14 protein-coding genes are annotated in these 14,160 nt (G+C 76.1%); 7 read left to right on the top strand and 7 right to left on the bottom strand.

Annotated elements, in window-relative coordinates:
* Positions 1-851: 851 nt before the first annotated feature.
* Positions 852-1,136, top strand: coding sequence for a helix-turn-helix domain-containing protein (locus tag CHF16_RS30145; RefSeq protein WP_089329606.1), 285 nt, complete (start codon positions 852-854; stop codon positions 1,134-1,136).
* 16 nt (positions 1,137-1,152) lie between these two features.
* Here the strand turns inward: CHF16_RS30145 and CHF16_RS30150 are convergent, their stop codons facing one another.
* The 3 genes from CHF16_RS30150 to CHF16_RS30160 all read right to left on the bottom strand — a co-directional run bounded on the left by CHF16_RS30150 (position 1,153) and on the right by CHF16_RS30160 (position 3,686).
* Positions 1,153-2,118 (bottom strand): YbgA family protein, encoded by a 966-nt coding sequence (locus CHF16_RS30150; RefSeq protein ID WP_089329543.1) that lies wholly within the window; start codon positions 2,116-2,118, stop codon positions 1,153-1,155.
* Between the two features lie 26 nt (positions 2,119-2,144).
* Complete coding sequence (locus CHF16_RS30155) at positions 2,145-2,642, bottom strand: RNA polymerase sigma factor (protein WP_089329544.1); 498 nt, start codon at positions 2,640-2,642, stop codon at positions 2,145-2,147.
* 108 nt (positions 2,643-2,750) lie between these two features.
* Complete coding sequence (locus CHF16_RS30160) at positions 2,751-3,686, bottom strand: MerR family transcriptional regulator (protein WP_245869530.1); 936 nt, start codon at positions 3,684-3,686, stop codon at positions 2,751-2,753.
* A 126-nt stretch (positions 3,687-3,812) separates the two neighbouring features.
* Between CHF16_RS30160 and CHF16_RS30165 the strand changes: the two genes are divergently transcribed.
* From CHF16_RS30165 to CHF16_RS30185, 5 genes are all read left to right on the top strand, one after another.
* On the top strand, positions 3,813-4,316 hold the full coding sequence (locus CHF16_RS30165) for a TspO/MBR family protein (protein WP_089329546.1): 504 nt from the start codon (positions 3,813-3,815) through the stop codon (positions 4,314-4,316).
* Between the two features lie 72 nt (positions 4,317-4,388).
* Positions 4,389-5,888, top strand: a complete 1,500-nt coding sequence (locus CHF16_RS30170; protein WP_245869532.1) for an SDR family oxidoreductase — start codon at positions 4,389-4,391, stop codon at positions 5,886-5,888.
* 202 nt (positions 5,889-6,090) lie between these two features.
* A complete protein-coding gene (locus tag CHF16_RS30175) occupies positions 6,091-7,560 on the top strand; it encodes a phytoene desaturase family protein (protein ID WP_089329547.1) in 1,470 nt (489 codons plus the stop codon).
* Positions 7,557-8,468, top strand: a complete 912-nt coding sequence (locus tag CHF16_RS30180) for a phytoene/squalene synthase family protein (RefSeq protein WP_089329548.1) — start codon at positions 7,557-7,559, stop codon at positions 8,466-8,468. Before CHF16_RS30175 ends, CHF16_RS30180 begins: the two co-directional genes overlap by 4 nt.
* On the top strand, positions 8,468-9,460 hold the full coding sequence (locus CHF16_RS30185; RefSeq protein ID WP_089329549.1) for a phosphate acyltransferase: 993 nt from the start codon (positions 8,468-8,470) through the stop codon (positions 9,458-9,460). The genes CHF16_RS30180 and CHF16_RS30185 overlap by 1 nt, the downstream gene beginning before the upstream one ends.
* A 5-nt stretch (positions 9,461-9,465) precedes the next feature.
* Here the strand turns inward: CHF16_RS30185 and CHF16_RS30190 are convergent, their stop codons facing one another.
* Positions 9,466-10,119 carry a spheroidene monooxygenase gene (locus CHF16_RS30190; protein WP_245869534.1) on the bottom strand — a complete coding sequence of 218 codons (654 nt, stop codon included), beginning with the start codon at positions 10,117-10,119 and terminating at the stop codon, positions 9,466-9,468.
* Positions 10,120-10,159: 40 nt separating this feature from the next.
* Here CHF16_RS30190 and CHF16_RS30195 point away from each other — a divergent pair, with 40 nt between their 5' ends.
* Positions 10,160-10,786, top strand: a complete 627-nt coding sequence (locus CHF16_RS30195) for a glycerol-3-phosphate acyltransferase (RefSeq protein ID WP_245869536.1) — start codon at positions 10,160-10,162, stop codon at positions 10,784-10,786.
* On the opposite strand, the gene CHF16_RS30200 is transcribed toward CHF16_RS30195, so the two are convergent.
* The 3 genes from CHF16_RS30200 to CHF16_RS30210 are packed head-to-tail and all read right to left on the bottom strand — an operon-like array spanning position 10,737 to position 14,139.
* Positions 10,737-11,861 (bottom strand): glycosyltransferase family 2 protein, encoded by a 1,125-nt coding sequence (locus CHF16_RS30200; RefSeq protein ID WP_089329550.1) that lies wholly within the window; start codon positions 11,859-11,861, stop codon positions 10,737-10,739. The genes CHF16_RS30195 and CHF16_RS30200 overlap by 50 nt on opposite strands.
* Complete coding sequence (locus CHF16_RS30205) at positions 11,858-13,309, bottom strand: phytoene desaturase family protein (protein ID WP_089329610.1); 1,452 nt, start codon at positions 13,307-13,309, stop codon at positions 11,858-11,860. Before CHF16_RS30205 ends, CHF16_RS30200 begins: the two co-directional genes overlap by 4 nt.
* Entirely contained in the window at positions 13,297-14,139 is an 843-nt protein-coding gene (locus CHF16_RS30210; protein ID WP_281259413.1) for a carotenoid biosynthesis protein, read from the bottom strand. The genes CHF16_RS30205 and CHF16_RS30210 overlap by 13 nt, the downstream gene beginning before the upstream one ends.
* Positions 14,140-14,160 lie beyond the last annotated feature (21 nt).

The raw sequence follows: 14,160 nt of genomic DNA on the forward strand, positions 1-14,160 counted from the left end.
CGCTGTTCCTGCCGATGGGCGCCAGCAAGCCCATGCGCATCCAGAACGCCTACGTCTCCGAGAAGGAGATCCACGGGATCGTCGACCACTGCAAGAGGCAGGGGGCGGCCGCGTCCATCTGACGCGCCACCCTCCGAGGTCGGCTGACCTTCCCACGACCGAGGTCACTCGAACACTGCCGCCTTCGCGGTGTCCCGTGAAGCTGGGGGTGTGATCTACGAAACTCTGTAGTGGCCGAGGTAGATTTTCGAAGGAGGAGCGGGTAGCTTAGGTGTCATCGAAGAGAGAAGAGTCCAGAAGGTCCGGCAGAGGACGAACTGCCGGAAGGTACGGAAGACACCGACCCGGCGTGCCGGGGCCAGCGCAGTGAAAGGGGCCCCGGCAGCCGGTCGGCCCGGTGACCCCAGGGTCGCCGGGAGCGGTACACAGCACGAAGAAGTACGCACGAGAACACGTAGTACCGGTAGTGATGTCAAAGAAAGGAGGGTCCGACGCCATCGGGATCGCCCGTTGCAGGCTCCAGTCACGCCGCGCGGGTACCGGAGTTCCACGGATTGGACGGTGGTCTACGGTCACGCTTACGCGATCCCCGCTTCCCCGCCCTCGTCTGGGCGGCCGACGCGGAAGACCGGTTCGCCAGAGCCGGTAGATGGTGTTGTACCTCTGGGCCCCGGCGCCGCGGTAAGGCGCCGGGGCCCCTGTCGTCGTCACTGCCCACCCAAGGCAGTACGGAAGGTTTAGTGAAAGCAACCCAACCGCCTCAGACCGGTGACCGGCAGCACGCGCAGGCCCCGGAGGACGCAGGCGGGCTCGAAGGCAAGCTCGACGATGAGGACTACCCGGCCTACAGCATGGGCCGCGCCGCCGAGATGCTGGACGTCACTCCGGCGTTCCTGCGCAGTCTCGACACCGCCCGCCTGATCGTCCCGCAGCGCTCGCCCGGCGGGCACCGGCGCTACTCGCGCTACCAGCTGCGCCTGGCCCAGCGCGCCCGCGACCTGGTCGACCAGGGCACTCCCCTGGAGGCCGCCTGCCGCATCATCATCCTCGAAGACCAGCTCGCCGAGGCCCAGCGCATCAACGCCCAGCTCCAGCGGGACCGGGCCGAACGGCAGCCGCCTCCGGACACGGCGTAGCGGGGCCGCTCGCCGGTCAGATGTGGTGCCGGAGGCGCAGATCGGCGGGATACGGGTCGAGGTAGGTCTGCTCCGCCAGGTAGGCGAGGTGCTCGCCTTCGGCGTGGTGGCGCAGCAGGGCGATCGGGACGCTGAGCGGCGCCTCGCCGCGCTGGTAGGAGTCGATCGCGGCCAGGATGTCGGCGCGCCGGGTCGGGTCCAGGTGCGCGCTCAGCGGGCTGAAGACGTGGAGGAGCGCGTTGGCGTGCCGGCCGCGTCCGGGACGGACGGCGAACGCCTCGCCGAACGCGCGGCGGTAGTCGTCCTCCAGTTCGGCGCGCGGCCGGGCGCCCGCCTGCGCGACGATGCGGCCCATGTGCCGGTAGGCGGCGGGGTCGTGGGAGAGGACCTGCAGCTTGTGGCGGCTGTGGAAGGCGACCAGGTCGCGGGGCCGCCAGCCGCCGCCGAAGAGTCCGCGGAGCCGTGCCTGGGCGAAGACGCGCTCGACGAAGTGCTCGCGGAGGACGGGGTCGTGGAGCCGGCCGTCCTCTTCGACGGGAAGGTACGGGAGCGCCTCGGTGACGAGGGCGGCGAACACGCCGCGGCCCCGGCGGTCGACCGGCTGCCCGTCGGTGCGCTCCCCCGGCCGCCCGGACGCGTAGCGCGGCAGGCCGAGGAGCCCGCAGCTCGGCGAGCGCGACTTGAACACGTACCCGTCGATGTCCGCGAGGCCGGGGATCCGGTCGCCGGCGAGCGCGGCCATCGCGCCGGTGTGGTCGCGGCCCGGGTCCTTGCCGACGATCCGGCCGTCGCTGAGCAGGTGCAGGCTGTCGCGCGGGGCGCCGAGGCCGATCTCGATCTCCGGGCAGACGGGCACCCAGTCGACGTGGGCGGCGAGGGACCCGGTGAGGAACCGGTCGCGGCTGTGGCCGCCGTTGTAGCGGACGGGCTCGCCCAGCAGGCAGCTCGACACCGCCAGCCGGGGGCGCGGGGCGTCCGGCACCGGGGCGGGCGGCGGTCCGGGAGGGGTCACAGCAGGTCCCTCAGCCGCCGCAGCCCGCGGGTGGTGCGCGCCTTGACGGTGCCGAGCGGGACGGTCAGCCGGTCGGCGATCTCGCGCTGGGTCAGCTGCCCGAAGTGGGCGAGCACGATCGCCTGCCGCTGCGGGGCCGGCAGCCCGGCGAGGGCCTTGCGGACGTCGCACGCGGCGTCCACGGCGGAGGTCGCGTCGGGCACGCCGACGGTGTCCTCCAGCGGCACGGACCGCCGGGAGTGCCGCGCCTCGGCCCGGAGCTGGTCGATGGCCCGCTTCCGGGCGATGGCCAGCACCCACGGTTCCAGCCCGCGCGCCGGGTCGAAGCGGGCGCGCGACCGCCAGACCTCCAGGAAGACCAGCTGGACGACGTCGTCCACGGCGTGGTCGGGCACCAGCCTCCCGGCGTGGCGGCGGACGAGCGGGCCGAGCGCGGTGTAGCACTCGTTCAGCGCCGCCTCGTCGCCTTGGGCGAGCCGCTGTTCCAGGGTCATGCCGCCCCGATGCCCGGGAAAATCGCTTCAAAACTTGTTCATAGTTAAGGCTGGGTGAAGCGGTGACAAGGCAGCGCAAAACGAACGGGCCTCGCGCCGGGTGGCGGCTCAGCGCGTCCCGAGCAGGGACGTCAGCTCCGTGACGGCTTCGGAGAGGGTCGCCACCGGTGCGGCGTGCGGGGGCAGCCGGTCGCGCGACCAGCCGGGTCCACCCGTCATCAGCCGGTAGGGCGGGCGGGAGGCGGGCAGCGCCGCGAGCCATGCGGGGTCGCCGGTCTCGGCGATCCGCGACCAGACGAAGACGGCGTTCGGCCCGGTCCGGCGGATCGCGGCGGCGAGGGCCGCCGGCGGCACGCGCGCTCCCAGGACCAGCGCGTCCACACCCGCCTCGGCCAGGGCGGCGCCCAGCGCGTGCACCGGCAGGCTGTGCTGCTCCTCCGGCGCGCACGCGAGCAGTACCGGGCGGACGTTGAGCGGCCGCTCGGGCGGCGCCGTCTCCGCCAGGCATCCGAGCAGCACCGTGGACAGCAGGTGCTCGACCTCCACGCAGTCGCCGGACGCCTCGTGCTTGCGTCCGATGCCGTCCAGTACGGGCACGATGAGGCCGTCCCACGCCGGGACGACCCCGTCGCGGCGCAGCGCGGTCCGCACGGTGTCGGTCATCGCGGGCCGGTCCAGGGCCATCGCCGCGCGGGCCAGGCCCCGTACCGCCGCCGCCTGCCGCTCGTCCCGCCCGGGGGCGGTCACGGGGACGCGGTTGCCGCCGGCGCCGTGCGCGCGCGGCGGCGGAGGCGCGCCCTCAGGCGTGCCCAGCGCGACCCGGGCGGCCTCCCCCGGCGGCGCGCCGGCGAGGATCCGGCGCTGCATGATCTCCAGCCGCGCCAGGTCGGCGGAGGTGTAGCGGCGGTGGCCGCCGGGGCTGCGCCCGCTCGGGCCGATGCCGTAGCGGCGGTCCCAGGTGCGCAGGGTGGCCGGTGCGACGCCGAGGCGCTGGGCGACCGCGCCCACGCCGAGGCCCGCCTCCCGCTCCGCCGGCCCGCTCATGCGTCCGCTCCCCTTCATCCCGCCCGAGCGTACGATCTGCCAGGTCTTCGCCGGAAGTCGCGGCGCCGGTTGCACCCGGCCGCCCCGGAGGCGTGCAGGCGCCCCCGCCGCGGGAAGGGGCACGCCATGAAACCGACGAAGAGACCGCGGCGGAGGTCCGCCGCCGAAGCAAGGCTGACCTACGCGGCCACGGCGGCGGCCACGGCGGCGGCCGCGGCCATCGGATCCAAGGCCGTCAACGCCAACACCGTCTGGTACCGGTCGCTGTCCAAGCCGGCGTGGCAGCCGCCGTCCTGGGCGTTCGGCCTGGTGTGGACGCCCCTGTACGCCTCGATCGCCTGGGCGGGCGGACATGCCCTGCTACGGGCCGGTGGACGCCGGCACCGGGAACTGGCCGCCGGCCTGGGAGTCAACCTCGCGCTGAACGCCGCTTGGAACCAGCTCTTCTTCGGCAGGCGCAGCACGAAGGCGGGGCTGGTCGGGACGGTGCTGCTCGACCTGAGCAACGCCGACCTGATCCGCCGCACGGCCGCCGTCGACACCGCGGCGGCGGGTGCGCTCGTCCCGTACGCGGCGTGGTGCGCCTTCGCGACGGCGCTGAACGCCGACATCGCCCGCCGCAACCGCTGAGCATGCTTGTGCAGGTCAGGAGGGGGTAGAGCGAACGGACCAAGGGGGGCAAATGATCATTTCGGGGCGATCGTGAACGACCGGGGGCTGTGCCTGGTGACGGGAGCCAGCGGCTACATCGGGGGGCGGCTGGTCCCCGAGCTGCTGGACGCCGGGTACCGCGTGCGGTGCATGGCGCGGTCGGCGCGGCGCCTGCGCGACCACCCGTGGGCCGGGCGGGTGGAGATCGCGGAGGCCGACGCCACCGACCCGGAGGCGACCCGGCGCGCGCTGGACGGCGTCGACGTCGCCTACTACCTGATCCATGCCATCGGCGGCGCGGGCGGCTTCGCCGGCAAGGACCGGGAGGCGGCCCGCGTCTTCGCCCGCGCGGCGCGGGACGCGGGCGTGCGGCGGCTGGTCTACCTCGGCGGCATGGAGCCGGAGGAGGAGCTGTCGCCGCACCTGCGGTCCCGCGCCGAGGTGGGCCGGATCTTGCTCGGCAGCGGGGTGCCGGCGGTGTGGCTGCGGGCCGCGGTGATCATCGGCTCGGGGTCGGCGTCGTTCGAGATGCTGCGCCACCTCACCGAGCGGCTGCCGGTGATGGTCACGCCGAAGTGGGTGCACAGCCGGATCCAGCCGATCGCGATCCGGGACGTCCTGCACTACCTGGTGGCGTCGGCGGGCCTGCCCGCCGAGGTCGACCGCGGGTTCGACATCGGCGGGCCGGACGTGCTCACCTACATCGAGATGATGCGCCGGTACGCCGCCGTGGCCGGGCTGCGGCGGCGGCTGATCGTCCCGGTGCCGGTGCTGAGCCCGGCGCTGTCGAGCCTGTGGGTGGGGGCGATCACCCCGGTCCCGGGCGCCCTCGCGCGCCCGCTGGTGGAGTCGCTGCGCAACGAGGTCGTGTGCCGCGAGAACGACATCGCCCGGTACGTCCCGCCCCCGCCGGACGGGCCGACCGGGTTCGACCGGTCGGTCGCGCTCGCGCTGCGCCGCGTCCGGCAGGCCGACGTCGCCACGCGCTGGTCGTCGGCGAGCGTCCCGGGGGCGCCGAGCGATCCGCTGCCGACGGACCCGGACTGGGCGGGCGGCAGCCTCTACACCGACGACCGGTCGTGCCGGGCGGACGCTCCGCCGGAGCGGCTGTGGGAGGTCGTCGAGGCCATCGGCGGGGATCGCGGCTGGTACTCCTTCCCGCTCGCGTGGCGGGCCCGGGGCGTCATCGACCGGCTGGTGGGCGGCGTCGGGCTGCGGCGGGGGCGCCGGGACCCGCGCCGGCTGCGCATCGGCGAGACCGTGGACTTCTGGCGGGTGGAGGAGATCGAGGCGGGCCGGCTGCTGCGGCTGCGCGCCGAGATGCGGCTGCCGGGCCTGGCCTGGCTGGAGCTGAGAGTGTCGGAGGAGGACGGGCGCGCCGTGCTGGGGCAGCGGGCGCTGTTCCACCCGCGCGGGCTGGCGGGCCACGCGTACTGGTGGGCGTTCCGGCCGTTCCACGACCGGATCTTCGGGACGATGTGCCGCGGCATCGCCCGCGCGGCCGAGCAGGCCCGGCGCGAGAGGCCCGCCGTGGCGGCCGCCCGGTGCTGAAGCCGCCGATCGGCCGCCGATCGGCACGAAACCGGACGACTTACCGCGACAGGGGTGCAACCGGTCGACCGGCGGGTCCCGAAGAAAAGGACAGAACCGTACGGACGACGACGCAGGAGGAGACAGTGCGCTTCCGACATCGTGCGCCGCGGCGCTCCCGGCATCGTGCGCCGCGGGCCGGCGGCCCGCCCGGGCGACGCTGATGGCGGCACGCGGCCCGGTCGTCGTGGTGGGGGCGGGCCTGTCCGGCCTGTCGGCGGCGATCCATCTCGCGGCCGGGGGGCGGGAGGTCGTGGTGGTCGAGGCCCGCGACGGGCCCGGCGGCTGCTGCGGGTCGGCGAACCTGGGGCCCTACCGGTTCGACACCGGCCCGTCGGTGCTGACCATGCCGGACGTGCTGGCCGGCACGTTCGGCGCGGCCGGGCAGGACATCGGCGGCCGGCTGCCCCTCCGGCGCCTGGACCCCTTCTACCGGCTGTCCTTCCATGACGGTTCGCACCTGGACGTCGTGCCGGGCGCGGAGCGGATGGCCGAGAACGTCCGCGGCCTGTGCGGGCCGGACGAGGCGGCCCGGTACCTGCGGTTCCGGCGGCGGCTCGGGGCGATGTTCGAGGCCGAGTGGTCGTCGTTCATCGACGCGGACATGACCCGGCTGCGGAGCATGGCCCGTCCCATGGCGCTGCTCAGGCTGGCGGCGGCGGGCGGGTTCCGGCGCCTGGACCGGTTCGTGGCGGGCCGGCTGACCGACAAGCGGCTGGTCATGGCGCACACGTTCCAGGCGCTGTACGTCGGGCTGCCGCCCGCCAAGGCGCTGGCCATCTACGCGGTCATCGCGCACATGGACACCGTCGGCGGCGTCTACGTCCCGGTCGGCGGCGGCATGAACGCCATCCCGAACGCCTTGGCCGCGACGGCGGAGAAGGCCGGAGCGGCGATCAGGTACGGCGTGCGAGCGGAACGGGTCGAGACCGACACCTCCGGCGTCAGCGCGGTACGGCTCGACACCGGTGAACGTCTCCGCGCCGACCACGCCGTCATCGCCTGCGACCTGATGCACGCGCATCGGGGGCTGCTGCCGGAGGAGGCGGCGGACTGGCGGTTGCGCCGCCCGCACTTCTCGCCGTCGTGCCTGGTGGCGCACATCGGGCTGGACCGGCGGCCGTCCGGCCGGGCGCACCACACCCTGCACTTCGGGCGGGAGTGGAAGGCGGCCTCCGCCGCGCTGGCCGCCGGGCGGCCGCAGCCCGATCCCAGCCTCCTGGTCACCTGCCCCGAGGACGACCCGACCGCGGCACCGTCGGGCCGGGCCACGCTGAGCGTGCTCGAACCCGCCCCGAACACGGCGTCGGGCGCCGACTGGGACCGGCTCGCCCCCCGGCTGGAGCAGCGCCTGCTGGAGCGTCTCGCCGGCCTCGGCTACGGCGATCTCTCGGACCGGCCGCGGCTGCTCTTCGACCCGCCGGCGTGGGAGCGGCTCGGCCACTCCGCCGGGACGCCGTTCGCGCTGGACCACCGGTTCGGCCAGACGGCCTGGCTCCGGCCCTCGGGCCGCAGCCGCCGCGTCCCCGGCCTGCACTTCGCGGGGATGTACACCGCGCCCGGCGTGGGCGTCCCACCGGCTCTGATCTCCGGGCGGCTCGCCGCCGCCCGCATCCTGGAAGGCCGCCGATGACGCTGACCGCGAGCTACGAGCACTGCCGCCGCCTCAACGCCCGCCACGGACGCTCGTTCTACCTGGCGACGCTGCTGCTGCCGGCGTGGAAGCGCAGGCATGTGCACGCGCTGTACGGGTTCACCCGCCACGTGGACGACATCGTGGACGCGAGCGGCGAGACGGCCGCCGGGACCGGCGGACGGGCCGCCGCCCTCGACGAGGTGACGCTGCGGCTGGGCGCGAGCCTGGCGGGCGAGGAGATCGATGACCCGGTCCTGCCCGCGTTCGTGCACACCGTCCGCTCCTTCGGCATCGAACGCACCGACCTCGACGCGTTCCTGCGGTCCATGCGCACCGACCTCACCGTCACCCGGTACGCCACCTACGACGACCTGCTGGTCTACATGGAGGGCTCGGCCGCCGCGATCGGGCTGATGATGCTCCCCGTCCTGGAGACGGTGCCGGGCGCCGCGCGGCAGGCCCGCGAGCCCGCCCGCGAGCTGGGGCGGGCGTTCCAGCTGACGAACTTCCTGCGGGACGTCGCCGAGGACCTGGCGAGGGGCCGGGTGTACCTGCCGCAGGAGGACCTCGCCAAGTTCGGGGTCACCGAGGACGACCTGCGCGGCGGCGGCCGGGAACGGGCGCTGCGCGAACTGGTGGCCTTCGAGGCCGGACGCGCCCGCGACCACTACCGCCGCGCCCTCGACGGCGTGGAACTGCTGACCCCGTCGTCGCGCCCGTGCATCCGGGCCGCGTACGACCTGTACGGCGGCATCCTGGACGAGATCGCCGCGGCCGGCCACGACGTGCTGCGCGCGCGGGCGCGGGTGCCGCGCCGCCGCCGGGCCGCGATCTTCGCGCGGCACCTGCTGGCCGCCTCCGCCGCCGGCCGCGCCGAACGGCGGCGGCCCGCCGGGGTGCGCTGATGGGCGGGTGCGCGCGGCCGGGCGGGACGGCGCATCCGGTGGTCCTGGACGCGATGGGCGGCGACCACGGCCCGGCGGAGACGGTGCCGGCGGCGCTCGCGGCGCACCGCGACCACGGCGTCCCGGTCGTGCTCGTCGGGCGGACCGGTGACGTGCACCGGGAGCTGCGGCGGCACGGCGGCGCCGGCGAGGTCGAGGTGCTGCACGCCGGAGAGGTCGTGCCGATGGCCGAGCGCGGCGCGGGGGCCGCCGCCCGGCGCGATTCGAGCCTGGTGGTCGGGTGCGCCCTCGCCCGGCGGCGGAACGCCGCGCTGGTCTCGGCCGGGTCCACCGGCGCCGTCGTGACCTGCGCGGTCCGCGCCTTCGGGCGGCGGGCGGGCGTGCTGCGCCCGGCGCTGGCCGTGGCGCTGCCGACGCCTGCGGGTTTCACCGTGCTGGTCGACGCCGGCGGGACCGCCGACCCCACCGCGGAGATGCTCGCGCAGTTCGCCGTGCTGGGCGCCTCCTATGCGCGGAACGCCCTGGGCGTACCGGACCCGTCGGTGGGCCTGCTGTCCATCGGCACCGAGCGGGGGAAGGGCAACCGGCTCGCCCGCGAGGCCGCCGAGCTGCTGCCGGGCATGCCGGTCCGCTTCCACGGCAATGTGGAGGGGCACGATGTGCTGTCCGGAAGGGTCGACGTGATCGTGACGGACGGCTTCACCGGCAATGTCGTGCTGAAGAACATCGAGGGCTGCGTCCGGACGACCCTGGACATGGTGGCCGCCGCGGGCATCGCCCCGCCCGGCCGGCTGGCGGAGGTCGCACGGCTCTACACGGCGGACACCCACGGGGGCGCCGCCCTGCTGGGACTGGCGGGCACGGTCGTCGTCGGGCACGGCTCCTCACGCGCCACCGCCATCGCCCGCGCATGCGTGGTCGCGTCCGAGCTGGGCGCGGCGGAGCGGCCCGTGCCGGCGGACGGCCGCGCCTCGGTGGGGCCGGTCGCGTGAGGCGCTCACCCGGGGCGGTGAAGGCTGAGCGGGTCGCGCCCGTCCCAGGTGCCTTCGCTCGCGTACGGGGTGAAGCGGGCGAACAGCTCCTCGGCGTACCAGCCTTCGCCGCGCACCCGGTCGATGACGCTGCGGTGCGCGTCCGTCCGGTAGGCGAACCGGGTCATGGCGGCCTCGTCACGCCACAGCGAGAACGTCGCCTGCCGGGCCAGCGGCCACTCCCCCACCCCGATCGACGCCAGGCAGCCGTCCCGGCGGCGCAGTTCCGCGTCCACCCCCGAGACCGACCGGTAGAAGGCCACCAGCCGGCTGGGACGGATCGACGCCCTGGTCAGCACGGCCACCGGCCCGGCGCGGGGCCGCCGGGCGGGCGGAGCGGCGGCGAACGGGTCGCGGCCGCCCCAGCGGCCGCGGGAACCGAGCGGCGCGAGCCGGACGTGCCACGACTCCTCGGCCTCCTCCCGCCACCGCGCGGCCACCGGCGAGGCCGCGAGGAACTCCTCCAGCGCGGACTCCCCGTCCCACACGGCGAACAGCGCCCAGCGGCGCAGGTCCGCGCCCAGGCTCATGGACCGGCCCCGGCCCGTGCCCAGCAGCCGCCAGAACGGCAGGCCGCGGGTGCGGCGCAGCAGCGGCCGGTCGAACGCCATGTACCGCATGGCGTCCGCACCCGCGTACCGGATGAGGTGGAACGAGGCGATGACCCCGGAACCGATGTCCCTGGAATCGGCGGCTCCCGTGCTCGGCGCGGCCATCGGCGGCTACCTGCTCGGCTCGGTGCCGGTCGCGGTGCTCGTCGGGCGCGCCCACGGCTTCGACCCGCGCGACGTCGGGGACCGCAACCCCGGCTTCTGGAACATGATGGAGCAGCTCGGCTGGAAGGCCGCCGTCCCCGTGTTCGCCGGCGACCTGCTCAAGGGCACGGCGGCGGGCCTGCTCGGGCTGGCCGCGGGCGGCGGCCGGACCGGCGTGCTCGGGACGGTCGACGGCGCCGCCGTCCCGGTCGTGTACGCGGCGGTCGGCGGTGCGATGGCCGGGCACGCCTGGCCCGCGTTCGCCGGACGGCGGGGCGGCCGCTCGATCCTCGCCTTCGCGGGCGGCTTCGCGGTGATCTGCCCGCCGGCGTTCGCGCTCGGCACGGTGGTGCTGGCCGGGGTGGGCCTCGCGTCCCGCTCGTTCGCCCTCGGCGCGCGCGCGGCGGTGTTCTCCCTGCCGGCGCTGCAGCTGCTCTTCGCGCCCGCCCGGCACGTCGCGGGCACCGGAGCGCTGATGTCCCTCATCGGGCTGCGCTTCGGTCAGGCCGCCGTGGCGGCGCGCCGCGCCTGACCGCCGGGCGGCCGTAGGTCCGTCCCCGCCAGGTGCGCGCCGGCCGCAGCACCGACCACGTCAGCCGCGCCGCCGTCAGCAGGTCGAGGAGCGGCGAGACCGCCAGGCCCGTGCGCGGGTCCGCGTAGCTGCCGCGCAGGGCCGCCGCCAGCAGGAGCCGCTGGACGAGCAGGCCGAGGTCCAGCGGCGTCGGACGCCCCGCGGCCAGCCGCGCCGCCGGCAGCGCGAGGGTCAGCCAGACGACCGCGAGATCGGCCGCCAGCCCGCCGGTCCCGGTCACGTCCCGCAGCGCGATCGACCGGCCCCACTCGCGCCAGACGCCGGCGGCCGAGTCGTGCATGTCGACGTCCAGCAGGGCTCCGGCGTCCCGGAAGGCGATCCGCCAGCCGTCTCCCGCGAGCAGCCGGCCGAGGGCGACATCGTCGGTGAGGTGGCCGCGGACCCGCGCGAACCCGTCGGCCCGCAGCATCGCGTCCTTGCGGAAGGCCATGCACTGCCCGTTGACCAGGAGCCGGGCGGGCGACGTGGCGGCCGGGCCGATCGGCCCGAAGCGGTAGACGAGCCCGGCGAGGAACGAGGCGTGCAGCGCCTGCTCGGCCACGCCGCCGCAGACGAACCGCGGTCCGGCCGACACCAGGTCGAAGCCGCCGAGCAGCGCGGCCAGCTCCGCGCACAGCCCCGGCTTGGGGCGCGCGTCGGCGTCCAGCAGCACCACGATCGGCCCCGCGGCGGCGTGCACGCCCTGGTGCAGCGCCCACTGCTTGCCGACCCAGCCGTCCGGCAGCGGTGCCCCGGTGACGACCTTCGCGCCCGACCGCGCCGCGATCCGGGCCGTGCCGTCGCGCGACTCGTCGTCCACGACGATCACCTCGGCCACGCCGGGGTCCGCGAGCAGGGGCCGCACGCAGCCCTCGATCCGGGACTCCTCGTCGCGGGCCGGTACCACCACCGAGACCGGCTCGGGCGGCGGGCCGGAGCGGCCGGGCACCAGGGGCGGGGGACGGTCCCGGCCGCGCGCCAGCCGCGCGGCCGCCACCCCCGCGGCCAGCGCCTGCGGCGGCGTGAGCATCCTCATCGCGCCCGCACCCCCGTCCGGGCCGGGAAGTCCCGCTCGACGAGGGAGGCGACGATCCGGCCGCCCATCGCGACCAGCGGCAGCCCGCCGCCCGGATGCACCGACCCGCCCACCAGGTAGAGCCCGCGGCGCGGCCCCCGGTTGCCCGGCCTGCGCAGCGGCGCGAAGGCGCCCCGGTACGCCGTCCCGTAGATCGCCCCGCCCCACGCGCCGTACCGGTCGCGCAGGTCCGCCGGGGTGAACCGCTCCACGAACCGCAGCCGCCCCGACAGGTCGTGCCCGCGGCTCGCCAGCCGTTCCAGGACCAGGTCGCGGTAGGCGTCCGGGGACATCGGCCAGCGGCCCGGATCACCGGCGGGGACGTTGACGAGCAGCACCCAGTTCTCCGCTCCGGGCGGGGCCTGGGACGGGTCGTCCACCGCCGAGCAGCCGATGTAGACGGTCGGGTCCCGCGGCGGCACCCGGCGCTCGAAGATGTCGCCGAACTCCCGCCGGTAGTCGGCCGAGAAGACGACGGAATGGTGCGGCAGCCCGGCGGTGCGTCCCTCCACCCCGGCCAGCAGCAGGAACGCCGACGAGGACGGGCCCAGCCGGCCGATCCGGCGCAGCCTGCGCCGGTCCGGCGACAGCCGGCCGTACAGCGCGGCCGCGTCGGCGTTCACCACCACCGCGTCGGCGCGCACCCGCTCCCCCGAGTCCAGCACCACGCCCGACACCGCCGACCGGCCGGCGGTCACCTCCGCCACCCCGGTGCCGGTGCGGACGTCCACGCCCGCCTCGGCCAGCAGTCGGGCCAGGTCGTCGGCGAGCCGGGGCAGCCCGCCCGGCACGTACCAGCCGCCGTCCCCGTGCTCGATCGCCGGGACGCAGCCGAGCGCGGCGGGCGCCCGGTACGGGCTCGACCCCGCGTACGTCGCGTACCGGCCGACGTACTGGTGCAGCCGCGGGTCGCGGAAGAACCGGCGGGCCAGGCCGTGCAGGGTCCGGCCCGGCGCGACCGCGAGCAGGTCGCCGACGCGCGCCTCCTCGGGCCGGCGGCCCAGCGGCCCGGCGAAGAACGTCCGCCGCGACGCCTCCAGGCACCGCGCCGCCCACCGGTGGAAGGCGCGCCACGCCTCCCCCTCCCCGGGAGCCAGCCGCTCGACCCGCGCCGCCATCCGGCCGGGGTCGCGGTGCGCGCGCAACTCGGACCCGTCGGCGAAGCGGTAGCGGCACAGCTCGTCCAGCTCCAGCAGTTCCCGCGTCACGCCCAGCTCACGGAAGAGCCCCGGGAGGGTCAGCAGCGACGGCCCCAGCGAGAAGGCGAACCCCTCGCGCTCGCGCTCGGCGAGCTTGCCGCCGAGCCGGTCGAGCCGCTCGTACAGCCCGACCTCGTGGCCGCTCCGCGCCAGCAGCAGCGCGGCGACCATCCCGCCGACCCCGCCGCCGACGACGATCACCTCGGGCATCGGCGCCTCCACGCCCGGACGGCGAACGACCCCGCGGCCGGGACGGCGAACGCCCCCATCGCCGCCCCGCCGGCCGCGGCCACCGCCCGGTCCGGCGGCTCGAAGACCGCCGCGAACGCCAGCGTCTCCATCGCCGCCATCACCCCGTAGATCGCGACGAGCCCGCCGGACGCGGCCGCCTCCGACCGCCCGGCGACCAGGTCGATCATCCCCATGACCAGCAGCGACACCCCCAGCCAGCCCGCGAAGTTGCTGATCGGCACGCCCCGGTACGGGCCCTCGTCCGCCCACTGCCACAGGCCCAATCGGAGCATCTGCGGGTCCAGGAACAGGTCCCACGCCGTCAGCGCGGCGGCTCCCGCCGCCCAGCGCGCGGGCCCGCCCTCCGGGACGATCGCGGTCGCGGCCGCGTGCGCGGCCAGCCCCATGCCGCCCCACGCCACCGCGACGATCACCGGGACGCCGCCGAGCTGCGGACGCAGCAGCGGGGTGTAGGAGTACCGCCCGAACGGCACCCCCGTGCGGACCCCGATCCACTCCGCGGCGTACCCGGTGGCCACCGCGGCCCCGAAGGCCCCGCCCGCGCGGCCGATCCCGTCCCGTCCGGCGGCGAACGCCACGGCGCCCGCGCCCAGCAGCACCACGACCTTGCTCGTCAGGCGGACCGGCTCGGGCCGGATCCCCGACAGCACCTGCGCCCCCACCATCGCGCCGAGGCAGCCGGCCCCGGCGAGCGTCCAAGCCCTCGCCCGCCGCCGGGCGCCGCTCACACGCCGCGCGGCGCCGCTCGCCCGCCGCCCGGCGGTCCGCCGCCCACGCACTTGCCCCATACACCGCATTCGCAGAAAACC

It is taken from the genome of Actinomadura meyerae, from assembly GCF_900188445.1.
Lineage (GTDB): Bacteria > Actinomycetota > Actinomycetes > Streptosporangiales > Streptosporangiaceae > Spirillospora > Spirillospora meyerae.

Bases quoted from the DNA above. Each gene is read 5' to 3' on its own strand.
- CHF16_RS30145 (WP_089329606.1), top strand. From the start codon at position 852: ATGGGCCGCGCCGCCGAGATGCTGGACGTCACTCCGGCGTTCCTGCGC.
- CHF16_RS30165 (WP_089329546.1), top strand. From the start codon at position 3,813: ATGAAACCGACGAAGAGACCGCGGCGGAGGTCCGCCGCCGAAGCAAGG.
- CHF16_RS30180 (WP_089329548.1), top strand. From the start codon at position 7,557: ATGACGCTGACCGCGAGCTACGAGCACTGCCGCCGCCTCAACGCCCGC.
- CHF16_RS30190 (WP_245869534.1), bottom strand. From the start codon at position 10,119: ATGCGGTACATGGCGTTCGACCGGCCGCTGCTGCGCCGCACCCGCGGC.
- CHF16_RS30200 (WP_089329550.1), bottom strand. From the start codon at position 11,861: ATGAGGATGCTCACGCCGCCGCAGGCGCTGGCCGCGGGGGTGGCGGCC.
- CHF16_RS30155 (WP_089329544.1), bottom strand. From the start codon at position 2,642: ATGACCCTGGAACAGCGGCTCGCCCAAGGCGACGAGGCGGCGCTGAAC.
- CHF16_RS30160 (WP_245869530.1), bottom strand. From the start codon at position 3,686: ATGAGCGGGCCGGCGGAGCGGGAGGCGGGCCTCGGCGTGGGCGCGGTC.
- CHF16_RS30205 (WP_089329610.1), bottom strand. From the start codon at position 13,309: ATGCCCGAGGTGATCGTCGTCGGCGGCGGGGTCGGCGGGATGGTCGCC.
- CHF16_RS30210 (WP_281259413.1), bottom strand. From the start codon at position 14,139: ATGGGGCAAGTGCGTGGGCGGCGGACCGCCGGGCGGCGGGCGAGCGGC.
- CHF16_RS30185 (WP_089329549.1), top strand. From the start codon at position 8,468: ATGGGCGGGTGCGCGCGGCCGGGCGGGACGGCGCATCCGGTGGTCCTG.
- CHF16_RS30195 (WP_245869536.1), top strand. From the start codon at position 10,160: ATGACCCCGGAACCGATGTCCCTGGAATCGGCGGCTCCCGTGCTCGGC.
- CHF16_RS30175 (WP_089329547.1), top strand. From the start codon at position 6,091: ATGGCGGCACGCGGCCCGGTCGTCGTGGTGGGGGCGGGCCTGTCCGGC.